This is a genomic window from Campylobacter coli LMG 9860 (genome assembly GCF_000254135.1).
GTDB classification, from domain to species: domain Bacteria; phylum Campylobacterota; class Campylobacteria; order Campylobacterales; family Campylobacteraceae; genus Campylobacter_D; species Campylobacter_D coli.
In genome coordinates this window covers 14,817-38,647 of sequence record NZ_AINS01000060.1, presented here as the reverse complement: position 1 = coordinate 38,647, position 23,831 = coordinate 14,817, and the positions used below count along the sequence as shown (strand labels likewise).

Below are 23,831 nucleotides of genomic sequence, written 5' to 3'. Positions count from 1 at the left end.
TGACCAAATTCATCATTGCTTTTTACTTCTATAGTAGAAACATTTTTTGTTTTATGATTGATGAAATCAAAGAAGGAGGTGATGTTTGTTTTTATGCCTTGAACTCCGGTGATGAGATTTCTATAGAATATAAAAATAAATGGTATGATGATGAGTATAAATAATGTAAAAAATATTATAGTCTTAAAAAAGTTTTTAGAAAAAAAATGATAACAATTCTTCTAAGTTCCCATCAATATAAGGTTCTAAAGTATCTTTGTACACACCAGTGGAAATCCATAAATCATCTGCGTTAGGTATTAAATAGCTATATGCTGTTTTTTCTGCAATTGTATTTTCTCCATTGGGTTGAGGTTTTGTAAAGTGAAAGGTAACAAACCCTCCTTTTTCTAATGCTCTTTGGTATAATTCTCGCACATAAAAAACTCCATTTTCATCTTTTGCATTATACAAATCTGTCCCGATTAAGTCTTTTCTAACAGGATGGGCTTTAACGGTGGTTTTTTGATAAACAAAGAAATATCCGCTTTTATCTTCTTCAAATCTAAAATTTTCAATCGCAGTAGCTATAATTTTGACTTTTTCTTCTTCACTGTGAACATTTTTGATCAAATCTCCTAAAGCAATAGCCATCGATTTGGTTAAGAGTTCTACCTTGACATTTATTTCTTTATTGATCAAATTTTTTGTTATTTGAGCTATTTTTTCGCTTCCTTGCAGATTGTTGTAATAAAAAATCCCAAAGGTTATTAGCATCGAAACAAGACAAATGCCTCCTAGCATAAGCATTTTTTTACGAATTGATAATTTCATAGACACTCCTTATTATTTTTTTAAACATAATTTTAGCTACTAAGAGTTAAGATTAAATTACAAAATAGCTACGATTTTAATAAAAATACTCATTATTTTATTTATTTTTTATATTACAATTTTAAATTTATTAAATTTATCAAAAATAATACTTGCTGTCCAAATGATTTATTTAAGATCAATAAATAAAGATAAAATAAATATTTTAAATGTGTTTTTTGTGAAGTATTTTTATATACATTTAATTCATTAAGTAGTACTATTTTCTGAAATTTGATGAAATTAAAAAAGAGAAATAAAATATGATCTTAACTTTTATCTTATTAGCCTTAGCTTTGGCCTTGCTCTCATTTAAAAAAATAAAATTATCTTTTGTAGTATTGGTAATCAGTGGATTTTTGGCTTATTATCATAATATCATAGAAATAAGTTTTATTGTTTTTGTGGGTGTATTTTTTTTATTGTCCTTGTATTATAAAAATAATAAAAATGTATTTTTAGAGCTTTTGATAGTGGCATTTTGCTTGCTTTTATTTTTGCATTTTATTCCAGGTGTTAATAATGTAAAAATTCTAGATAAAGTTCATGCAAGTGAGCATAGTAGCGCTTTTACTTTGTATTTTAGTTTTGATAAGCCTTTGGGTGTTTTTTTACTCTTTTTGCTTATGCCAAGTTTGTTTGAGAATTTAAATAGAATAAAACCAAAATTATTTCAAGCAGCGTTATTGTTTGCAAGTCCTTTTTTACTTTTATCTATCCCTTGGTATTTGGGTGTAATTAAAATGGAAATAGGCTTTCCTTCTTGGATAGTGTATTTTTTATTTTCTAATTTATTTTTGGTTGCTTTGGTTGAAGAAGCATTTTTTAGGGGTTATTTACAACAAAGATTACAAGGTTTGATAGGGGGTGTAGGAGCACTTTTGGTTGCAAGTTTGGCATTTGGAGTGGCGCATTATAAAGCAGGTATTTTAATGATAATCTTTGCTTCTTTGGCAGGTTTGATTTATGGAATGGCTTGGAGATATAGTAAGAGTTTGTGGCTTAGTGTATTTTTTCATTATGGTTTAAATTTAACACATTTGTTTTTCTTTACTTATCCCTCTTATGTAAAATAGAGATTATTTGATAAAATAATCTCCATCAAAGCTAATTAAAGAATATTTTCTCTCATCCCCTATGCTTTGAGTTAATTCTTCGATACTTAAAAAGCTAAGTGAATCTGCTTCCACATATTCGCGTACTTCTTCTAAATTTTTATTAGCGCTAATGAGTTCTTCAAAGGTTGGAGTATCGATCCCATAAGTATCTGGAAATTTAATTTCAGGGCAAGCTATGGCCAAGTGAATTTTACTTGCACCTGCGGCACGAAGTAGGGAAATGATTTTTTTAGAAGTTGTCCCACGCACTAAACTATCATCTACTACGACAATTTCTTTATCTTTTAGAACTTTATGCATAGGATTTAATTTTAATTTAACTTTTAAATTTCTAAGCTCTTGAGTAGGTTCGATAAAGGTTCTACCTACATAATGGTTTCTAACTATAGCCATTTCAAGTGGAATTTTTAAATATTGTGAAAAGCCTATGGCAGCACTTACGCCACTATCTGGAACAGGCACTACAAAATCAGCACTATGAGTAAATTTCTTTGCCAAAGCTTCGCCCATTTTTTTGCGTATCTCATACACGCTTTTTCCTTCTATAATGCTATCAGGTCTAGCAAAATAAATATATTCAAAAGCACAAATTCTAGGCTCTTGTTTAAAAAGTTCTATGCTTTCAAATTTATCATTTCCTTGAGTGAAAATAATCATTTCTCCAGGTTTAACATCGCGTATAAATTCTGCTTCTATAAGATCAAAAGCGCAAGTTTCGCTTGCTACGATATAGCCTCCATCTTTTAAGCGCCCTAAAGATAAAGGACGCACCCCATAAGGATCTCTTACAACATAGAGCTTGTCTTTACTTGCTAAAACAAAACAATAAGCCCCTATGCATTCTTGCAAACTTTCGATAAATCTATCTTTTAAGCTTTCTTTTTTACTTCTTGCTATGAGATGAACGACATTTTCAGTATCCATATTGGTTTGAAAGATAGCTCCATCTTCGATGAGTTTTGATCTTACTTTTTCTTTGTTGACTAAATTTCCATTGTGTGCTAAAGCAATATCCCCTAAGACTGAAGTCGCAGCTACGGGTTGGGCATCATTTAAGCTTGAATTTCCCGCGGTAGAATAGCGATTGTGTCCTATGGCGATTTCACCTTCTAGGGTTTTTAGATTCTCAGGGTTAAAAATTTGATTTACTTCGCCTTTGGCTTTGATAGTTTTGATAGTTTTACCATTGCTTACACTAATCCCGCTTGCTTCTTGTCCTCGGTGTTGCATGGCAAAAAGAGCATAGTAAGCATAAGTACTTGCATTTTTTGAATTTATAACTCCTACTACTGCACACATTTTAAATTCCTAAAAAATCATTAATTGAGTACATTTTTGGCTTTTGTGCATTAAGCCAAATAGCGATTTTAATCGCTCCTTTAGCAAAAGTTGATCTTGAAGTTGCGGTATGGTTTAATTCTAAAAATTCACCCTCTTCATAAAAGCCCACAGTGTGGCGTCCTACAATATCTCCACCTCTTAGACTCATCACGGCAATTTCATCTTTGCTTCTTTCGCCTATGATACCATCTCTTCCGCTGATTCTTACTTTTTCAAGATCTAAATTTCTAGCTTTTGCTACACCTTGTGCTAAAGTCATAGCAGTACCACTTGGAGCGTCTTTTTTGTGACGATGGTGCATTTCTAAAATTTCTATATCAAAATTTCTTAACATTTGGCTTGCTTTGCTAGCCAGATGGTTTAAAACTGCAACCCCTAAAGACATATTAGTCGCATAAAAAACAGGCATTACTTCGCTTGCATTTTGCATTAAATGCAGGGTTTTTTCATCCAGCCCTGTTGTGCCAATTACTAAAGGTTTTGGCATTGTTCTTGCGTAATTTAAGAGTTCGTGAGTGCCATTTGGAGATGAGAAGTCGATGATAACATCACTTTTTTCAAAAAATTCTTCTAAATTATCACCCTTATCAAAAAGTGCAGCTGCTTTTGCTTTAGTTTCACTTTTTAAACATTCTTCGATCTGTTTGCCCATGCGCCCTTTAGCGCCATAAATTCCTATGTTTATCATTGTGTCTTATTTTTTCCTTAAAGATAAAATTGCATTTTAACATTTATTTTGTAAATTTTTTATAAGAAATCAGGACTTGATGTTTTTTAATTTGCTTAAATTTTCAAGCAATCTCGCTTCTTCTCCTATGCCCTTGCTTTCATAGAATTTTAAATTTGCACTCAGGTAGTTTTGCTTCACCCATCCGCCAAAATTGTGCGGATAAAGGTAATTTTTCTTTTCAGGATGATTATTGTTTAAATAATTGGGGATTTCAAGTGCAGGATTGTTTTTTACATAATCTAAGGCCTTGTTTATAGCATTATAGCTTGAATTTGATTTTGGAGCACTTGCTAGATAGACAGCGCATTGAGAAAGTATAATTCTTGCTTCAGGATAGCCGATATTTTTTACTGCGGTAAGAGTAGAAACGGCTAAATTTAAAGCATTAGGATCGGCATTGGATATATCTTCACTTGCAAAGATAATCAAACGCCTAGCGATAAAATCAGCACTTTCTCCTGCATCAATTAAACGAGCAAGATAATAAATAGCAGCATCCACATCGCTTCCGCGCAAACTTTTAATAAGAGCACTTGCTAAAATATAATGAGTATCTTTTGAGCTTACACCCTCGCTATTTACTCCGTTGCGAAGTTTTTTTAAATTTTCTAAAGTGATTTCTTTTTCATTTAAAACCAAAGCAAATTCAAGTAAATTTAACATTGCTCTAGCATCGAAGCTTTTTAGTAAAAATTCTTTAGCATTATCTTCTATTTTAAATGCTATTTTTTGTTGCACTCGCTCTAATAAAAGTTCTAAATCTTTTTGCCCAAGATTTTTAAATTCAAAAAGCATAGAGCGACTTCTAATGCCTGAACTTAAAACAAAATAAGGATTTTCAGTACTTGCACCTATAACAATGCAGCGATAATTTTCCATAGGAATTAAAAGCATTTCTTGTTGAGTTTTACTCAAGCGATGAATTTCATCGATAAAAATAAGAGGTTTATAAAGGCTGTTTTTGTAATTTTCTATGATTTTTCTTAAATCCTCAAGTTTGAAATTTCCACCATCAAATTCATAAAAATCAAGCCCAAAATCCTTAGCTACAACTCTAGCAAAGGTTGTTTTTCCACATCCTGCAGGTCCAAAAAATAAACTATGGGGAAGTTTTTGCATACTGATAAATTTTTTAAATACTTCTACAAGTTCTTGTTGGCCTAGAATTTCATCTAGGGTTTTGGGACGAAAATTTAAAGCTAAACTCATCAGTTTAAATTTATATCCGTAAATTCATTGCCATTGATTTTAAGCTGAGTTTTAGCATCACTATCATAATGAAGATCCATGATAAACATACCCTCTTCATTTTTTATAAAGTATTGATTTAAACCTCCAAAAAATTGCCCCCAAGTAAAGATTTCATCGGGCGATTTTAAACTAGAAATTTGAATACGAGCTTTATGACTTTGCATTGATAAAAAGATATTTCCTTTGATGTTTATATCTTGATTATCTTTTTTTAAAGTGATATTTTGTATTTGTAAGTTTAATTCTTCATTGGAAGGTTTAAAAATCAATTTATCATCAGAAATATCAGGTTTTTTTTGACTATAAATGAGATCAAAATTGATTTGATCAAAATCAATACTTTGATAAATTTGAGAAGTTAAATCTATATTTAGATTATTTGCTTTGCCTTGAGAATGCATTTTCAAGGTTTGATTATCATCATCAAAATAAATGATATTTTTATTATAAAATGAAGAGATTGTATGATTATTGATTTCGCAAAAATCAAATTTAAACTCTTCTACACTTTCGTTAAATTGTATTAAATTAGAAAACGATATAGGTTTTTCAAATTTTTGTTGATGGTCTAGGTTTTTTAGATAGAATTTTGCATAAAATTGAGAAAAATCAACTTGACCTATTTTTGAATAAATAGCTTTAATTTTTAAATCTTCTTTATCCAGTAAAATTTCAGTTAAAACATTTTCCCATAATGCATTTCCACCTTCATTGCTTAAATTGATATCTTGAAATTGAATTGATACATTAAGATCATTTTGAATAGATTGTATCTTAAACCAAGCTAATTCTTTATTTTGTAATTTATCATCTAAGAGTTTGAAGGGATTGCTAAGTTTTCCTTGTGCTATAAATTTTGAAAAATAATTATTGTTAAATTTAAAATCAAGCTTTGAAATTAAACCTAAATTATACTTGTCTTCTATGGTAAAATCAGCCTTTGAATTTAAAAAACCTTTATGGAAATTGATATTTTTTATCTCATAATAGGGATTTTGTGTTTGAGTAAGATTATAAAAAAAACTTTCATTAATATGTCCCATATAAAAAATTTGCGCAATGAAGCAAAGAAAGATAATAATAGGAATTATAAGTAGTTTTTTCAATCTTTTTTCCTTAAACAAATTTAAGTACTATTTTACAAATTCCTTGCTAAAAAAAGTTTAAATTTTGAAGAAATTAAATTTGCTTACTAAAAAGTAAGCAAATTAATAAGCTTTTTTGTAACACTCTATATCAATTTCTCTTGCTACAGGAATCGCAGGTGCTTGAGTAGGATTAGATGAATATCCAGGATAGTAAAGTTTTACTTCAAGAAAATCTCCTACTTTTAAATCTTTGAATTTTCCGTGTTTATCCATTCCAAAAATCCCACAATTATCCATATCAATTTCAGTATTTGGCAATATCCTTACAGCCATTTGCCCGCCATAGATTGAATCTATAAGTAAAGTTTTATTATTATCATAAACCTCTGCTATAGTACCTTGAAGTTTTACACTATCTGCAAGAAGCATAGAGCCTGTTAAAAGTGCTGATGCGATTAAAATACCTTTTTTCATTTTGTCTCCTTTTTTAAAAGTGATGACATTATAAAATTTTTAAGTGAAGTGAGTGTGAAATTGGATAAAATATAATTTTTTAGATATTTGATTTGAGTTTTTAAAAAATATCAATGAATTTTTAATTAAAAGTAAGTAGAATATCTTAAATAATGTCGAGCTTAATTTTTCAAAGGAATATTAATGTTAAAAAATATATTGATTAGTTTGATTTTATCTTTTTTATTGATCGCGTGTGGCGGTGAGAAAAATAAGAATTCAAGCGAGTTAATTCGTGCACAATCTCAAGGACTTCTAAAAAATCATGAAGCAATTTTTGTTGAATTTAAAGAAGCTATTGTTGATTTTGATGAAATGAGTATTGATGCAAAAATCAATTCTAAAAATTCAAAAATTCTACTTACAAAGGCATCAGACTCTAGATTTTTACTAGATTTAACTTATTTAGAGGCTAATCAAAATTATAAAATAGAATTTATTTATAAAAATATTCCTATTGTTTTAGAATTTCAAACAGGGTGGATAGAAAATTTTACTTATAAAGCTCAATTAGAGCAAGATGAAGAAAAAGCTTATTTGCATTTAAATTATAGCTTTGGAAGCACTTATAATTGGCAATTTGAAGATAAAACACAAGAAGGTTTAAAAATCACTTTAGATGGCAAAGACTTAGCCTTTAGCTTGGGTGAATTTAGTCTTGATACTGATGATATTAAGCTTTTAGATAGACCTCAAGAACTTGTTTTAACTTATGATGAAAAAATCATGGGTTTTAAAGAAGCCAAAGTGCTTCAATTTCAAATTCCTAGCAAATCAAAAAATAATGATTTTAGACTCATTAGTGCAGAAGAAAAAGATCAAATTGCTACTTTAAAATTTTCTAAAGAACTAGCTGAAAATCAAGCCTTTCAAGATTTTATCCAAATATCACCCGAGCTTAATTTTAGAGCGTGGAGTATAGGAAAAGAGTTAAAAATTTCAGCTAATTTTGAGCCAGGAGAAAAGTATAAAGTTAAAATCGCAAAAGGTTTAAAATCAAATCAAGGCTTAATCAATCAAGGTGAAGAAGCAAATATCACCCTACAAAAAGACCTAGATCCAAGTCTTGTTTTTGCAAATGATGGGGTATTTTTGCCTAGTGGGGCAGAATATCAAGTTTATATCAAATCGCGCAATGTTAAAAAGATTCATTTAAAAGTAAGTCAAATTTTTGCAAACAATATAAGTGAGTATTTGCGTTATAAAAATTTGGTGGGTAAAAAAGATGATAGCACTCAAGAAGCGTTTTATTCTTCAGATGGTTTTAATTATGTTGCTAAAAATGTCATTGATAAAAAAATAGAGCTTAAAAATCAAAAAAATACTTGGATAAATACTGCTTTAGACTTAAGTGATTTAAAAGGTAAAACTGGAATTTTTTCAGTGAGTTTAAGTGTTGATGCTAACGATCTTGATTATAAGGGTGAAAATGTATATCGTATTATAAATAAAGCTAGTGTCAGTAAAAATCTTATTTTTTCTAATATCGCTTTAAGTGCTCAAAACCTAAATAAGCAGCTCGTAGTTCACGCAAGAGACTTTAGTAAAAATGAGGCCTTAGAAAATGTAAAAATAGAGCTTGTAAGTAAGCAAAACCAAATTTTGCAAAGCCAAAATACCAATTCTAATGGAGATGTGAAATTTCAAATTCAAGAAGATGATGAAATACTCTATATTTTAGCAAGCAAAGAGAATCAAATCAGTGTTTTAAGATTTAGCAATCCTCTATCCACAGATGGTTATGATGTAGAAGGGGATCAAAATCATGAGATGATAAAGGCGTTTATTTACACAGATCGTGGGGTTTATAGAGCGGGTGATAGTGTGCATTTAAGTGTGGTTGCAAGAGAAAATACAAATCCGCTCAAACACCCTATAAGTTTTACTTTAATTAATCCTAAAAATCAAAAAATCATAGAAAATCAAATTTTAAAAAGTCAAAATGATATTTACTATACGCAAATTCATTTAGATAAAAATGCCATTAATGGACTTTATAGGGCAATTTTTAATATTGCTGGGGTGGAATTTAGTAAAGATATTTTAGTTCAAAGTGTGGTGCCAAATCGCATTAAGGTAGAATTAAATGCTGATGAAAATAGAAGTTTAGATGATGGGAATTTAAACTATGAGCTTTCTTCAAAATATCTTTTTGGAGCCTTAGCTTCAAATTTAAAATATCAAAGTTTTGTATATTTTTCTCCAAAGAATTATCATAATCCTAAATATAAAGATTATATTTTTATTAATCCAAGTTCATTGATTATCAGAGCAAGTGCTGATGATAAGGGAAATTTAGATGAAAAGGGCAGGGTGCAATCAAGTGTTGAAATTCCTGAAAATATTTTAAATTCTCAAGGTTACAATTTTAATGCAAGGATTGTTTCAGAAGTCTTTGAAAAGGGTGGCAGATCTGTAAAAGCTGTTAGGGATGTAAATTTAAATCGTTATGATTATTTTGTGGGAATGAAAGCTTTGACAAATTCTTATGTATCTGAGGGAGAAACGATCGATTTTTATGCCATTGTAAGTGATTTAAAAGAAAATTTAGTTTCAGGCAAAACTTTAGAGTATAGAATTTATCAAAATGATTATTATTGGTGGTGGGATTATGATTCTTATGATGAATTTTTGCGCTCTATTAAGCAAGATCACAATACCAAACTTATTGAAAAAGGGGAGCTTACTAGCTCTAGCGAGCCTATGAAATTTAGCTTTAACACAAGCAATTATTATGGACAAATGTTTATTGATCTTATAGATAAAGAAAGTGGAATAAGCGCAGGGCAAAGTTTTTATGTAAGCTCTTGGGGAGAGCCAAGCTATGCTGATGTGGTGAGTTCTTTAAAAATTAAAAGTGATAAAAACAAATATAAAATAGGACAAAGTGCAAAAATAGAATTTGAAAGTGTTGCAGGAGCTAAAGCACTCATAACTTTAAGTTCTAATTCCAAGATTATTGATCGTTTTGTGATGGATACTCAAGGTGAAAGCACGAGTATAGAATTGGCGATGAAAAAAGAATATGCACCAAATATCTATGTAAGCGTGAGTTTATTTCAAGATTATAATAAAATTGATAATGATCGTGCCCTAAGGCTTTTTGGTGTAATTCCTTTGTATGTAGAAGATGAAAATACAAAGCTTAATTTAGAATTAAAAACTCCTGATAAAATTTTACCTAATAGTGATTTTGAGATAGAAATTCAAAGCAAAGATAAAAGAGCTTTTAATTATACTGTGGCTATTGTAGATGAAGGACTTCTTGATTTAACAGATTTTAAAACCCCTGATATTTGGGAGGGCTTTTACGCAAAAACAGGATTTACTTTAAAAACTTATGATACTTATAGTCAAATTATCCCTAAATTTACCGGAGGCGATAGTGTTTCAAAGATAGGGAATTTAAGAGCAGATAAAAATCGTGATGATAGCGCACAGCGTTTTAAACCTGTAGTGCTTTTTAATGCTCCTGCAAGAAGCGATGAAGCAGGCTTTGCAAAACTTAAATTTAAAATGCCTTCTTATATGGGTTTGGTTCGTGTGATGGTTGTGGCCAATGAAAATGACGCTTATGGTAGCATTTCTAAGGATATGCAAGTAAGTGCACCTCTTGTGTTGCTTGAAACTCTGCCAAGGACTTTAAAAATAGGCGATAATTTCACGCTTTTAACTCAAATTTTTAAAACAGAAAATCGTATTAAAAATGCAACCTTGAGCGTAAGAAGTAAAAATTCTCTTATAAAAATAAGTCCAGATACTCAAGCTATAGACTTTAAAAATGCTACTAATTTAGAAGTGATGATGGATGCAAATGTAAGTGATAATAGGATTGGTAAAGAGCTTTTAGAATTTGAATTAAAAAGTGAAAATTATACTTATAAAAATGAAATTGAAATCGATATCAAACCTATCAATGCTTATACATATGAAAATAATACTAGTTTGATTAAAGCAGGAGAAAGTAAAGAATTTATTATAAAAGATTATATTTTAGGGACTACAAATGCAACTTTAAAGCTTTCGCCTACACCTATTTTAGATATGGATAAAAGAATTAACTATCTGTTAAATTATCCTTATGGCTGTATAGAACAAACTACCTCAGCAGTTTTGCCACAACTTTTTTTAGATAAATTTAGCACGGAATTTGACAAGCAAAAAGCGATTAATAATATCAATGCAGCCATCGAGCGTTATGCCAATTTTCAAACCGCTGATGGAGGATTTGCTTATTGGCAAGGAGGAGATGAAAGCAATGCTTGGGGAAGTAATTATGCGGGAATGTTTTTGATTTTAGCTAAGCAAAATGGGTATTTTGTGCCTGATTCCATGTATGAAAGATGGTTAAAATATGAGCAAAATTTTGTTCAAAAAAGTATATATCATGATTATATGATGGATATAAAAGCAAATTCATTATATCTTTTGGCTATGGCAAAAAAACCTAATATCAGCGAGATGAATTTGCTTTATGATAGTTTAAATACGCTAAGCACTGAAGCTAAGTGGCAATTGGCTGCAGCATATAAACTTGCAGGTGTTGAAGATACTGCAAAACAGATTGCAAGCAAGATTTCTATAGAGCCTGATTCTAAATATTCTTCTTATACTTATGGTTCTTTAATAAGAGATGAGGCTATTATCGCAAATGCTTATAAACAAATTTATGGCACTAATAATGAAGAATTACTTCAAAAAATCAGCGATACCTTACTTTCAAAGGATTATTTATCCACACAAAGTACAGGCTATGCTTTATATGCTTTAGCCATGGGTGCAAATTTAGAAAATATGAATGAAAATTTTATGGATGCGACTTTAAAAATAGGTGATCAAGTACATACTATCGATCAAAACCAAATGCAAATTTTTTCTTTCAATAATGAAAAAGCTATTATAAATGCGAATAAAGACATATTTGTAAGTTTTGGAGTAGAGGGGGTAAAAGCGGGTGAAAATTCAGCTTTTAGCAATAAAATCAGTTTAGATCGTGCTTTTTATGATGAAAAGGGTAATAAAATCAGTCCTAGCGAGATTGGTTCTGGACAAACCTTTTATATGAGAATTTCAGCGAGCTTAAATGAGGGTGCAAATTATGTTTCTAATATCGCTTTAACACAAATTTTACCAAGCGGTTGGGAAGTGAGCAATACGCTTTTAGATGATAACACTCCAAGTTTTATTAAAAATTCAAGCTATGATTTTATTGATGTTAGGGATGATAAAATCATGTGGTTTTTTAGTTTAAATAAAAATCGCACGCATCATTTTTATATAAAACTTAATGCCATAACTCCAGGAAGTTATACTTTAAGTGGTGCTTATGTAGAAGCGATGTATGATGATACTTATAGAGCTTTAAGTGAAAGTGAAAAAGTAGTTGTGAAACGCTAAATAAAACATGAAAAATGCTTTAAAAATTTTTAGCTTTTTGCTACTTTTTTTTCTTGCTTATGTTTTTTATGTATATTTTTCTTTTGATAAAAATACCTTACTGGATGATTTTAAAAGCCGTTATAGTAAGATTTTATACGATAAAAATGGCGAAATTTTAAGTGTTTTTTTAAATGATGAAGAGCAATGGCATATCAAGAGCACTGATATTCCCAAGCGTTTGAAAGTCTCTGTGATTAATTATGAAGATAGGAAATTTTATTCTCATTTTGGAGTAGATTTTTTAGCTTTAATGCGGGCTTTTGTAAATAATTTTAATTCTACTCAAAGAAGTGGTGCAAGTACTATTAGTATGCAAACGATTAAGCTTTGGGATAAAAAAGATAGAACTTATTTTAATAAATTCAATGAAATTATACAAAGCTTAGCTTTGGAAAATGCCTTCAGTAAGGATGAAATTTTAAAGCTTTATTTAAGCAATGCTCCTTATGGCGGGAATTTAATCGGTTATGAAGCTGCTATTTTATTTTATTTTGATAAAAATCCTAAAGATTTAACTTGGGCTCAAGCTGCTTTGCTTGCGATTTTACCCAATCAACCAGGACTTATTAATTTAGAAAAAAATAAAACGAAACTTTTAGATAAACGCAACAAACTTTTAGCAAAACTTTATGAAAGAAAGTTAATCAACAAAGATATTTACGAACTTTCTTTAAAAGAGCCCTTGCCAAATTTTAAGCCTCGCAAAAATATTGCACCCCATCTTGCTTTAAGACTTTTAAGTGATGATAATAAAGAAATTTTTTCAAGCATAGATAAAAAAATTCAACTTAAAATCGAAAAAAAGGCTAAAGAATTTTCTTATACTTTGCAACAAAAAGGCATACAAAATTTAGCCATTATTTTAGCCGATACTAAAACACGCAAAGTTTTAGCTTATGTGGGTTCGCAAGATTTTTATGATATGGCAAATTTAGGACAAATTAATGGAAATATTGCCAAGCGCAGTGTGGGTTCTACTTTAAAACCCTTTTTGTATGCTTTAAGTATTGATGAAGGCATTATCGCACCGGATTCAATTTTGCTTGATGTTCCAACCTTTTTTTCTAATTTCAATCCCCAAAATGCAAATAAAAAATATTATGGGATAATCAGTGCAAAAGAAGCTTTACAAAGATCTTTAAATGTTCCTTTTGTATCGCTTTTGCAAGATTATGGTTATGAAAAATTTTTTTATAAATTAAAAGCTTTTTTAAATTTTGAAGATGAGAATTACAAGCGATATGGGCTTTCGCTTATTTTAGGAACTAAAGAATTGAGTCTTGAGGATCTTATAAAACTTTATTTGGGTTTGGCAAATTATGGAGAGCTTGCCAATCTTTCTTTTATAAGAGATGAAAATTTAAGCGGAGTAGCAAGAATGTTTTCTAAGGGTAGTGCGTATTTAACCTTAGAAGCAATGAAAGAACTTCAAAGAGTGGGTTTAGAAAATTACAATAAAGAAAAAATTATTTCTTGGAAGACGGGCACAAGTTATGGTAGAAAAGATGCTTGGGCCATGGGCGCAACTCCAAAATATACCTTAGGAGTTTGGGTAGGAAATTTTAGCGGTGAAGCTAATGCAAATTTATATGGCGTGAGTATAGCAGGAGATTTGCTTTTTGAGATTTTAGGACTTTTAGATGAGGTAGATTTGGAATTTGCGCCGCCTGATGATTTGATGACAATCAAGTTAGATAGTATCAGTAAATATAGATATGATGAGGATTTAAATACAAGTTATATTAATGTTTTATATCCTAAAGGGGCAAATATTTTAAGAACTTCCCCTTTTTTGAAAAAAGTTTATGAGTATCAAGGTAGGGAGCTTGATTCTAAGGATATTCATTTTAAAGATGCAAAAGCATTGATAAAGCTTGATTTTCCTGCTTATGCACTCCATTTCTTTCAGCAAAGAAATTTTAAATTTTCAAATAAAAAGGGTGTTAAGATTATCTATCCTAAAGATAATTTAAAACTTATTTTAGCCAAAGATTTAAATGGAATGAAAGGTCTTGTGGCAAAAGTAGCTAATTTAAATAATGAAAAGCTTTTTTGGTATTTAAATCAAAAACTTATTTATGAGGGAGATGAAAATACGCAAAATTTAAATTTAAAAGAAGGCAAATATCAGCTTTTTATTATTTCTCAAAGCGGTGAGCAAGATACGGTTTGGTTTGAAATTAAATAATTTTTTTGCAAATTTTAAAAATTTATAAAAATATAAGAGTTTTTTTGTATTATTTTTAAAATTTATCATCATAGGAATTTATGATGAAATGATTGGAGGGAATATGCAAAAAACATACTCTTTACCCGAACTCACCTTGCGCGGTTTGCTTTTGGGAAGTATTTTAACTATTATTTTTACAGCTTCAAATGTATATTTAGGACTTAAAGTAGGACTTACTTTTTCATCATCAATTCCAGCTGTGGTCATCTCCATGGCGGTTTTGAGTCTTTTTAAGACTTCAAATATTTTAGAAAATAATATGGTTCAAACTCAAGCTTCAGCAGCAGGAACTTTATCATCAGTTATTTTTGTTATCCCAGGGCTTTTTATGTGTGGGTATTGGAGTGAATTTCCACTTTGGCAAACTTTTATGATATGTCTTTGTGGTGGCGGACTTGGAGTGCTTTTTACTATACCATTAAGAAGGGCTATGGTGGTTGAAAGCAAGCTTGCTTATCCTGAAGGTAGAGCTGCAGCTGAAATTTTAAAAGTAGCCAATAAAGATCAGAGTAGTAAAAAAGGAAAACAAGGCATTAAAGAAATAGCATTAGGCTCTTTTATAGCTGCTATTTTTAGTTTGTTAAGCAATGGTTTCAAGCTCGCTGCAAGTGAGAGTAATTTTGCTTTTATTTGGAATAAAATGGCTTTTGGTTTTTCTATGGGATATTCTTTGGCACTTTTAGGGGCAGGTTATTTAGTTGGTTTAGCAGGTGCTATAGCTCTTTTTGTAGGTATGTTTTTAGCTTGGGGCATTTTTACTCCCTATCTTTCAAATTTTGAATTCGATAGTGCAAAAAATGCCGTAGATTTAGCTTCTAGTGTATGGAGTTCTAAAGTAAGGCTTATAGGAACAGGAGCTATTGCTATAGCAGCGCTTTGGACTTTAATAGAACTTTTAAAACCCGTTATTGAAGGTATTAAAGAAATTGTTAAAAATGTTAAAATTACTAATCAAGAAAAAAATGAAAGAACAAATATAGACCTTTCTTTAAAAAGTATTTTTATACTTTTTGTTTTAATGGTTGTGGGTTTATTTATTACTTTTTATAGTTTTGTTGAAGATGCTAACTTAAGTATTTATTATCAAATGCTATTTTCATTTGTTGGAACTTTAGTTTCTGTTTTAATAGGTTTTTTTGTTGCAGCAGCTTGCGGATATATGGCAGGACTTGTAGGATCTTCTTCTAGTCCTATTTCTGGAATCGGACTTATTGGTGTTATTATTTCTTCTATTGTTTTTTTGGTTTTAGGTGTGGAACTTTTTCAAGATCCTATGCTTTCTAAATTTGCAGTAGCATTAGCTATTTTTACTACTAGTGTTATTTTAGCTACAGCTGCTATTTCGAATGATAATTTACAAGATTTAAAGACAGGACATTTAGTCGGAGCTACTCCTTGGAAACAACAAGTTGCTTTGCTAATAGGTTGTGTTTTTGGTGCTTTGGCTATAGTTCCTGTTTTAAATTTGCTTTATCAAGCTTATGGTTTTGTCGGAGCAATGCCAAGAGAAGGTATGGATGCTTCATCAGCTTTAGCAGCACCGCAAGCAAATTTAATGAGCACTATAGCACAAGGAATTTTTAATCACAATATAGAGTGGAGTTATATAGCATTTGGAGTAGTTGTAGGTATATTTATCATTATTATAGATAAGATACTAAGAAAAAATGGCAATTTATCCTTACCACCTTTGGCTGTGGGTATTGGTATTTATTTGCCACCATCTGTAAATATCCCTTTGGTAATTGGTGGAATTTTAAAATATTTTGTGATGAGATATTTAGCAAACAAATATCAAAATAATTCTCACAAAAATGAAAAAATAGCAACCCATGAACAAAAAGGGACTTTATTTGCCTCAGGACTCATCGTAGGGGAAAGTATTTTTGGCGTTATTATAGCTGCAATTACTGTTTTTTCTGTTAGCATGGGCGGAAGTGAAAGTCCTTTGAAATTAAGCTTTTTAAATATACACAATAATGAATTATTAGGTTTGATATTTTTCATAGGAGTCATACTTTATTTTATCAAGCGTATTGTTAAAATTCATTAGAATTTAAAACATTCATAAAGAAGAATTTTAAATTTTTTATAAAATTCTTCTTAGTTTATTTATCTTGTAACTTTATTTTTAATATCTTGATCCAAAGTATAAAATGCTCCAATAGTAAAAAATTGTATTCTTACCCAAGCCAGTAAAATGAGAAATAAAACTCAAAATTAATCAGCTTTTTCATACAAATAGTTTATTTTTATCGTCTGCTTTAAGAAATTGTTTTTATATTTTTGTCGTGTTTAAAAAAAGTTTGTAGAATTCTTTTTTTATTTTAAGGAAAAATATGGATAATTTACATGCTTTAATACTAGGAATCATTGAGGGTTTGACTGAATTTTTACCCATTTCTTCTACAGGACATATGATTTTAGGGACGACTATTTTAGGTATTGATATTAATGAATTTTGGAAAAGTTTTTTAATCATTATACAACTAGGATCGATTTTAGCAGTGCTTTTTGTGTTTTGGCGTAAGCTTTTTAAAGGACTTGATATTTGGTTTAAACTTGCAGTTGGTTTTTTTCCTACAGGGCTTATAGGATTTGTGCTTTATAAGTATTTAAAAGAGCTTTTTAATGGCTATGTAGTAGTTGTGATGCTTATTTTAGGTGGTATTGTTTTTATTGTTATTGAATTAGCTCATAAAAATAAAGAATACAAAACCAATTCTTTAGAAAAAGTGAGTTTTTTACAAGCTTTTTGCATAGGTATTATCCAATCTCTAGCAATGATTCCAGGTACTTCAAGAAGTGGAGCAAGTATTATAGGCGGACTTTTATTAGGACTTAACCGCAAAACAGCAGCTGAATTTAGCTTTTTGCTTGCTATCCCTACGATGATAGTTGCAACTGCTTATAGTATTTACAAAGAACCTGAACTTCTTAGCAACGCTAATGCTTTAATCCCTTTAAGTATAGGCTTTGTTACAGCTTTTGTGGTAGCGGTTTTTGTGATTAAATTCTTTTTAAAATTCATTTCAAAATTTGATTTTATTCCTTTTGGAATTTATAGGATAGTGTTGGGAATTTTATTTTTTTATTTGTATTATAGCGGAATTTTAAATTCTGGGAGTGAGTTTAAGTTATAAACAAATATTAAATTTATTCTAAGATTTTTTTAAAAATAAGCTGAATTTCAAAAAAAATTAAGTCTTAGAAAGCTAAAATTAGAACTTTATAAACACTCACAGAGTCAGTGAGCAAAATAAGGTTAAAAGTTATGGAAAAAGAAGTTATTGCATACTTAGATGATGAAAAAATAGTTGATTCTCAAAGTAAGAATTCTACTGATTTAAAAGAAATTTATTTTGATAATTCTAAAGAAAGTTTAGAAGTAATCCGTCATTCTTGTGCGCACTTAATGGCACAGGCGATTAAGAGTTTGTATCCTGAGGCTAAATTTTTCGTTGGTCCTGTGATAGAGGATGGTTTTTATTATGATTTTCGTGTGAATTCTAAAATCGGCGAAGAAGATTTAGCAAAAATTGAAAAAAAGATGAAAGAATTAGCCGAAGCCAAACAAGAAATCGAAAAATATGAAATCACAAAAAACGAAGCTATTGCTAAATTTAAAGACGATGATTTAAAACAAGAAGTTTTACTCCGTATTCCTGATGGAAAAGTAAGTATTTATAAACAAGGAGAATTTGAGGATCTTTGTCGTGGTCCTCATGTGCCTAATACCAAATTTTTACGCAACTTCTCACTTACACGCGTCGCGGGAGCTTATCTTGGTGGCGATGAAAAAAGAGAAATGCTTACGCGTATTTATGGTACTGCTTTTGCAGATAAAGAGAGTTTAAAAGAGCATTTAAGAATCATAGAAGAAGCTAAAAAACGCGATCATAGAAAATTAGGAACCGAACTTAAACTCTTTACTTTTGATGATGAGATAGGAGGTGGACTTCCTATTTGGTTAAGCAATGGTGCAAGACTTAGATCTAAACTTGAACATATGCTTTATAAAATTCATCGCTTGCGTGGTTATGAGCCTGTGCGTGGGCCTGAACTTTTAAAAGCAGATGCATGGAAAATCAGCGGGCATTATGCAAACTATAAAGAAAATATGTATTTTACACAAATTGATGAACAAGAATATGGCATTAAGCCTATGAACTGTGTGGGACATATTAAAATTTATCAAAGTGATGTAAGAAGTTATCGTGATTTGCCTTTGAAATTTTTTGAATACGGCGTGGTACATCGTCATGAAAAAAGTGGGGTTTTGCATGGACTTTTTAGAGTGAGAGAATTCACTCAAGATGATGCACATATTTTTTGTATGCCAAGTCAGATTAAAGAGCAGGTTTTAGAAATTTTAGCTTTTGTGGATAATTTGATGAAATTATTTGATTTTAGCTATGAAATGGAAATTTCAACTAAACCTGAAAAAGCCATAGGTGATGATGAAATTTGGGACACAGCTACTAAAGCTTTAAAAGAAGCCTTAGATGAACAAGGCTTAAAATATGGCATTGATGAGGGTGGAGGTGCTTTTTATGGGCCAAAAATCGATATTAAAATCACTGACGCTTTAAAAAGAAAATGGCAGTGTGGTACCATACAAGTAGATTTTAATCTTCCTGAACGCTTTAAGCTAGAATACACAGATAGTAACAATGAGAAAAAGCAGCCTGTAATGTTGCATCGTGCGATTTTGGGTTCTTTTGAAAGATTTATAGGAATTTTAACTGAACATTGCGCAGGGGAGTTTCCATTTTTTATCGCACCAACCGCAGTGGGTATAGTGCCGATTTCTGATTCTCATATTGCTTATGCGAAAGAAATTCAAAGAGCCTTGCTAGAATTAAATATCGATAGCGAAGTATATGAGAAAAATGAGAGCTTAAGTAAGAAAATTCGCACTGCTGAAAAACAAAAATTACCTATGATTTTAGTTTTGGGCGATGAAGAGGTGGCAAAGCGAAGCGTTGCTTTAAGAGATAGAAGAGCTAAGGAGCAAAAAAATCTTAGCTTGGAAGAATTTATTAAATTAGTTAAGGAGAAAATGAGTGAGGTACATTTTTGAGTAAAGAAAAAGAAGTATTGCTCAACGAAGAAATTAGAGCGGACGAAATCAGATGTATAGGTGATGATGGCAAAGCATATGGCATTATCAGCAGTGATGAAGCTTTAGAGATTGCAAATCGTTTAGGACTTGATCTTGTAATGATAGCTGCAGATGCAAAGCCACCTGTTTGTAAGATTATGGATTATGGAAAATTCCGTTATCAGCAAGAAAAAAAGCAAAAAGAAGCAAAGAAAAAACAAAAAGTAATCGATATTAAAGAGATTAAACTTTCTGTGAAAATTGCTCAAAATGATATAAATTACAAAGTAAAACATGCTTTAGAATTTTTAGAACAAGGTAAGCATGTGAGATTTCGTGTGTTCTTAAAAGGGCGTGAAATGGCGACTCCTGAAGCAGGTGTAGCTTTGCTTGAAAAAATTTGGACTATGATAGAGAATGATGCTAATCGTGATAAAGAGCCAAATTTTGAAGGACGCTATGTTAATATGCTTGTAACTCCAAAAAAAGCTTAATCTGTTTTTACAGATAAGCTTTTTAAAGGTTTAAAAATTTTGAAGGAAAATCCCTCTTTTTTAAAAGAACAAATCATTACTTATTTAGGCAATAAAAGAGCACTTTTAGGATTTTTAAATAAGGGCTTTAAGGTAGCTAAAAAAGAACTTGGTAAAGATAAATTTAGTTTTTGTGATATATTTAGTGGCTCAGGTGTTGTAAGTCGTTTTGCAAAAGCACACTCAAATTATATTTTAGCCAATGATTTAGAAAATTATTCCAAACTTATCAACAAATGTTATCTTTCTAATAAAGATAAAAATTTAACCGAGCTTTTAAAACATTATCATAAAATTTTAACCCAAAATTTAGAATTTCAAGCAGGTTTTATAAGTGAACTCTATGCTCCAAAGAATGAGGTTTGCATCCAAAAAGATGAACGCGTTTTTTATACTCTTAAAAATGCTTTATATCTTGATACTTTAAGACAAAAAATCGAAAAGGAAATTCCTGAAGAGTTAAAGCATTTTTTTATAGCGCCTTTAATCTATGAAGCAAGTGTGCATTCAAATACTAGTGGAGTTTTTAAGGGTTTTTATAAGGGTAGAGATGGAGTGGGTAAATTTGGTGGAGAGGCGCAAAATGCCTTAAAGCGTATCAAAGGTGATATCGAGCTTAAAATGCCTATTTTTTCAAATTTTTCTTGTGAATTTGAAGTGGTGCAAAAGGATGCTAACTTACTTGCAAAAGAGCTTGAAAATATCGATGTGGCTTATCTTGATCCTCCTTATAATCAACACCCTTATAGTTCGAATTATTTTATGCTTAATTTAATCGCAAATTATCAAAGGCCTGATGAAATTTCAAAGATTTCTGGTATACCAAGAGATTGGAACCGAAGTATTTTTAATAAAGAAAAACAAGCAGAAGATGCTTTGTTTGAGCTTATCAATGATTTAAAAGCCAAAATCATTTTGCTTTCTTATAATTGTGAGGGTTTTGTAAAGAAAGAAAAATTTCTAAAGCGTTTGCAAAGCTTAGGTAAATGTCAAATTTTAGAGCAAAAATACCCGACCTTTAGAGCCTCTCGCAATCTTAAAAATCGTTCCATTCATATACACGAACAATTATACATACTTAAAAAAAATATTTAATTTATTAATCCATCAAAAGGCATTAAAATCTAGTAGCAAATCTTAGCGTCCATTGTCTTTGTATACAAAAAGCTTCGTGATAATTTTTGAGATATATGAGTATTTTTGTAAGAGTCTATCAAATTTTATAAACCCATAAGTGTTATTTTAAGCATTTTTTGTCTATAATTAAGCCATTTGAAATTCAGTAAGGACTAGGAATGAGATTAAAAGTAGGAATTTTGGGAGCAAGCGGATATGCAGGTAATGAGCTTGTGCGTATCTTACTGAATCATCCTAAAGTAGAAATTTCCTATATAGGTTCTAGTTCAAGTGTGGGGCAAAGCTATATGAAGCTTTATCCCAACACGCCTTTAAATTTAAATTTTGAAGATAAAAATTTAGATGAACTTGAACTTGATGTCTTATTTACCGCTACTCCGCATGAATTTAGTGCTAAACTTTTTAGCGAGTCTTTATTAAAAAAGATGAAAATCATAGATTTAAGCGCTGATTTTCGTCTTAAAAATCCTAAAGATTATGAGCTTTGGTATAAATTTACTCATCCTAATCAAGAGCTTTTAAAAAATGCAGTTTATGGACTTTGTGAGCTTTATCAAGAAGAGATAAAAAATGCAAATTTAATCGCAAATCCTGGTTGCTACACTACTTGCTCTATACTTAGTCTTTATCCGCTTTTTAAAGAAAAGATGATTGATTTAAATTCGGTGATTATCGATGCAAAAAGTGGAGTCAGCGGCGCAGGAAGAAGTGCAAAAGTAGAAAATCTTTTTTGTGAGGTAAATGAAAATATCAAGGCTTATGGATTAGCTTCACACCGCCATACCCCTGAAATCGAAGAGCATTTAAGCTATGCAGCAGGAGAGAAAATCACTTTACAATTTGCCCCTCATCTAGTACCTATGCAAAGGGGAATTTTAACTACTGCTTATGCAAATTTAAAACATTCTGTAAGTGAAAAAGAAATTCGTGAAATTTATCAAAAATATTATCAAGACAGGAAATTCATAAGGCTTTTACCACCGCAGTCGTTTCCGCAGACTCGGTGGGTTAAATCAAGCAATTTTGCGGATATAAATTTCAGCATCGATGAACGCACAAATCGTATTATTGTTTTAGGTGCTATTGATAATTTAATCAAAGGTGCAGCAGGACAAGCTGTTCAAAATATGAATTTAATGTTTGATTTTGATGAAGATGAAGGACTTAAATTCTTTGCAAATTTGTAAAGGATAAAAATTGCAAGTTAGAGCAATGCAAAAAAGTGATTATGAAGGAGTTTACAAGCTTTGGTGTGATATCAAAGGTTTTGGAATTCGATCGATTGATGATAGTAAAGAAAATATAGAAAAATTTTTAGATAGAAACCCAAACCTTAGCGCAGTAGCTGTGATTGATCAAGAAATTGTTGGAAGTATACTTTGTGGGCATGATGGTCGCACAGGAGGTTTTTATCATGTGTGCGTGCATAAAGATCACAGAAAAAAGGGTATAGCCCATGAAATGACAAAATTTTGCCTTGAGGCATTAAAATCTGAGAAGATTAACAAGATCGCATTGATAGCCTTTAAGAGCAATGATTTGGGTAATGAGTTTTGGAAGCATTATGGTTTTACCTTAAGAGAAGATGCGAATTATTATGATTTATCGCTCAATTCTCACAATCAAACTAGTTTTAATGTTTGAGGGTAAATCATGCAAAAATATTTAGAAAAAGCAAATGTCTTAATCGAAGCTTTGCCTTATATACGCAAATTCAGCTCAAAAATTATACTTATAAAATACGGCGGCTCAGCTATGGAAAATGAGGAGCTTAAACATTGTGTGATGCAAGATATAGCTCTTTTAAAGCTTGTAGGCTTAAAGCCTATTATCGTTCATGGTGGGGGTAAAGATATCTCCAAAATGTGTGAAAAATTAGGCGTAAAAAGTGAGTTTAATAACGGACTTAGGGTGAGTGATCAAGCCACAGCAGAAGTAGCAAGTATGGTGCTAAATTATATCAATAAAAATTTAGTTCACAGCTTGCAAAATTTAGGTGTTAAAGCTATAGGGCTTTGTGGCAAGGATGGGGGACTTTTAGAATGCGTGCAAAAGGATGAGAATTTAGGTTTTGTAGGCGAGATACAAAAGGTAAATTCAAGTGTTTTGCAAGATCTCTTAGAAAAAGATTTTTTACCCATCATAGCTCCTATTGGAATGGATGAAAATTTCAATACTTACAATATCAATGCCGATGATGCAGCTTGTGCTATTGCCAAAGCTTTAAAGGCGGAAAAACTTGCTTTCTTAACCGATACTGCAGGACTTTATGAGAATTTTGAAGATAAAAATTCTTTAATTTCTAAAATTTCTATAACCCAAGCAAAAGCCTTGGTTGACAAAATTCAAGGCGGTATGCATGTAAAATTAAAATCTTGTATAGATGCTTGTGAAAGTGGAGTTAAGAAAGTGCATATTTTAGATGGACGCGTGAAGCATTCTTTGTTGCTTGAATTTTTTACCGATGAGGGTATTGGGACTTTAGTGGGTTAAAG

17 protein-coding genes and 1 pseudogene are annotated in these 23,831 nt (G+C 30.7%); 11 read left to right on the top strand and 7 right to left on the bottom strand.

Translation table 11 applies throughout. The features are described 5' to 3' along the window. A pseudogene (locus CCO88_RS10940) lies at positions 1–89 on the bottom strand (hypothetical protein); the annotation flags it as partial. Positions 90–195: 106 nt separating this feature from the next. Next, on the bottom strand, positions 196–813 hold the full coding sequence (locus CCO88_RS10200) for a cache domain-containing protein (RefSeq protein WP_002840056.1): 618 nt from the start codon (positions 811–813) through the stop codon (positions 196–198). A 302-nt stretch (positions 814–1,115) separates the two neighbouring features. On the opposite strand from CCO88_RS10200, the gene CCO88_RS08195 reads away from it, so the two are divergent. Then, positions 1,116–1,928 carry a CPBP family intramembrane glutamic endopeptidase gene (locus tag CCO88_RS08195; RefSeq protein ID WP_002800290.1) on the top strand — a complete coding sequence of 271 codons (813 nt, stop codon included), beginning with the start codon at positions 1,116–1,118 and terminating at the stop codon, positions 1,926–1,928. Positions 1,929–1,931: 3 nt separating this feature from the next. On the opposite strand, the gene purF is transcribed toward CCO88_RS08195, so the two are convergent. The 5 genes from purF to CCO88_RS08170 all read right to left on the bottom strand — a co-directional run bounded on the left by purF (position 1,932) and on the right by CCO88_RS08170 (position 6,854). After that, entirely contained in the window at positions 1,932–3,269 is a 1,338-nt protein-coding gene (gene purF / locus CCO88_RS08190; RefSeq protein WP_002794811.1) for an amidophosphoribosyltransferase, read from the bottom strand. A gap of 1 nt (position 3,270) precedes the next feature. After that, positions 3,271–3,999, bottom strand: a complete 729-nt coding sequence (gene dapB / locus CCO88_RS08185) for a 4-hydroxy-tetrahydrodipicolinate reductase (protein ID WP_002840055.1) — start codon at positions 3,997–3,999, stop codon at positions 3,271–3,273. 69 nt (positions 4,000–4,068) lie between these two features. Then, the gene (locus CCO88_RS08180) at positions 4,069–5,250 is read right to left on the bottom strand and encodes a replication-associated recombination protein A (RefSeq protein WP_002781850.1); all 1,182 of its coding nucleotides are present in this window, start codon (positions 5,248–5,250) and stop codon (positions 4,069–4,071) included. Further along, on the bottom strand, positions 5,250–6,398 hold the full coding sequence (locus CCO88_RS08175) for a hypothetical protein (RefSeq protein WP_002781852.1): 1,149 nt from the start codon (positions 6,396–6,398) through the stop codon (positions 5,250–5,252). The genes CCO88_RS08180 and CCO88_RS08175 overlap by 1 nt, the downstream gene beginning before the upstream one ends. Positions 6,399–6,500: 102 nt before the next feature. Further along, positions 6,501–6,854 carry a hypothetical protein gene (locus tag CCO88_RS08170; RefSeq protein WP_002777931.1) on the bottom strand — a complete coding sequence of 118 codons (354 nt, stop codon included), beginning with the start codon at positions 6,852–6,854 and terminating at the stop codon, positions 6,501–6,503. Positions 6,855–7,037: 183 nt separating this feature from the next. Between CCO88_RS08170 and CCO88_RS08165 the strand changes: the two genes are divergently transcribed. From CCO88_RS08165 to argB, 10 genes are all read left to right on the top strand, one after another. After that, positions 7,038–12,290, top strand: coding sequence for an alpha-2-macroglobulin family protein (locus CCO88_RS08165; RefSeq protein WP_002840054.1), 5,253 nt, complete (start codon positions 7,038–7,040; stop codon positions 12,288–12,290). Positions 12,291–12,297: 7 nt separating this feature from the next. After that, positions 12,298–14,520 carry a penicillin-binding protein 1C gene (gene pbpC, locus CCO88_RS08160; protein ID WP_002790233.1) on the top strand — a complete coding sequence of 741 codons (2,223 nt, stop codon included), beginning with the start codon at positions 12,298–12,300 and terminating at the stop codon, positions 14,518–14,520. Between the two features lie 103 nt (positions 14,521–14,623). Continuing rightward, entirely contained in the window at positions 14,624–16,615 is a 1,992-nt protein-coding gene (locus CCO88_RS08155; protein WP_002816147.1) for an OPT family oligopeptide transporter, read from the top strand. 286 nt (positions 16,616–16,901) lie between these two features. Continuing rightward, the gene (locus CCO88_RS08150) at positions 16,902–17,705 is read left to right on the top strand and encodes an undecaprenyl-diphosphate phosphatase (protein WP_002781863.1); all 804 of its coding nucleotides are present in this window, start codon (positions 16,902–16,904) and stop codon (positions 17,703–17,705) included. Positions 17,706–17,836: 131 nt separating this feature from the next. Continuing rightward, positions 17,837–19,645 carry a threonine--tRNA ligase gene (thrS, locus tag CCO88_RS08145; RefSeq protein WP_002807017.1) on the top strand — a complete coding sequence of 603 codons (1,809 nt, stop codon included), beginning with the start codon at positions 17,837–17,839 and terminating at the stop codon, positions 19,643–19,645. Further along, positions 19,642–20,160: a translation initiation factor IF-3 gene (infC, locus tag CCO88_RS08140; RefSeq protein ID WP_002781867.1), complete on the top strand. Its 519-nt coding sequence runs from the start codon at positions 19,642–19,644 to the stop codon at positions 20,158–20,160. The genes thrS and infC overlap by 4 nt, the downstream gene beginning before the upstream one ends. A gap of 39 nt (positions 20,161–20,199) precedes the next feature. Further along, positions 20,200–21,294, top strand: a complete 1,095-nt coding sequence (locus tag CCO88_RS08135) for a DNA adenine methylase (protein ID WP_002809566.1) — start codon at positions 20,200–20,202, stop codon at positions 21,292–21,294. A gap of 200 nt (positions 21,295–21,494) precedes the next feature. Beyond that, positions 21,495–22,523, top strand: coding sequence for an N-acetyl-gamma-glutamyl-phosphate reductase (argC, locus tag CCO88_RS08130; RefSeq protein ID WP_002840053.1), 1,029 nt, complete (start codon positions 21,495–21,497; stop codon positions 22,521–22,523). 10 nt (positions 22,524–22,533) lie between these two features. After that, the gene (locus CCO88_RS08125) at positions 22,534–22,980 is read left to right on the top strand and encodes a GNAT family N-acetyltransferase (RefSeq protein WP_002781870.1); all 447 of its coding nucleotides are present in this window, start codon (positions 22,534–22,536) and stop codon (positions 22,978–22,980) included. A gap of 9 nt (positions 22,981–22,989) precedes the next feature. Continuing rightward, positions 22,990–23,829: an acetylglutamate kinase gene (gene argB / locus CCO88_RS08120; protein WP_002840052.1), complete on the top strand. Its 840-nt coding sequence runs from the start codon at positions 22,990–22,992 to the stop codon at positions 23,827–23,829. The last annotated feature ends 2 nt before the right edge of the window (positions 23,830–23,831 follow it).

Coding starts and splice junctions, on each gene's coding strand:
- CCO88_RS08180 (WP_002781850.1), bottom strand. CDS start 5,250: ATGAGTTTAGCTTTAAATTTTCGTCCCAAAACCCTAGATGAAATTCTA.
- CCO88_RS10200 (WP_002840056.1), bottom strand. CDS start 813: ATGAAATTATCAATTCGTAAAAAAATGCTTATGCTAGGAGGCATTTGT.
- purF (WP_002794811.1), bottom strand. CDS start 3,269: ATGTGTGCAGTAGTAGGAGTTATAAATTCAAAAAATGCAAGTACTTAT.
- CCO88_RS08165 (WP_002840054.1), top strand. CDS start 7,038: ATGTTAAAAAATATATTGATTAGTTTGATTTTATCTTTTTTATTGATC.
- thrS (WP_002807017.1), top strand. CDS start 17,837: ATGGAAAAAGAAGTTATTGCATACTTAGATGATGAAAAAATAGTTGAT.
- CCO88_RS08195 (WP_002800290.1), top strand. CDS start 1,116: ATGATCTTAACTTTTATCTTATTAGCCTTAGCTTTGGCCTTGCTCTCA.
- argB (WP_002840052.1), top strand. CDS start 22,990: ATGCAAAAATATTTAGAAAAAGCAAATGTCTTAATCGAAGCTTTGCCT.
- CCO88_RS08155 (WP_002816147.1), top strand. CDS start 14,624: ATGCAAAAAACATACTCTTTACCCGAACTCACCTTGCGCGGTTTGCTT.
- CCO88_RS08150 (WP_002781863.1), top strand. CDS start 16,902: ATGGATAATTTACATGCTTTAATACTAGGAATCATTGAGGGTTTGACT.
- CCO88_RS08170 (WP_002777931.1), bottom strand. CDS start 6,854: ATGAAAAAAGGTATTTTAATCGCATCAGCACTTTTAACAGGCTCTATG.
- argC (WP_002840053.1), top strand. CDS start 21,495: ATGAGATTAAAAGTAGGAATTTTGGGAGCAAGCGGATATGCAGGTAAT.
- dapB (WP_002840055.1), bottom strand. CDS start 3,999: ATGATAAACATAGGAATTTATGGCGCTAAAGGGCGCATGGGCAAACAG.
- pbpC (WP_002790233.1), top strand. CDS start 12,298: ATGAAAAATGCTTTAAAAATTTTTAGCTTTTTGCTACTTTTTTTTCTT.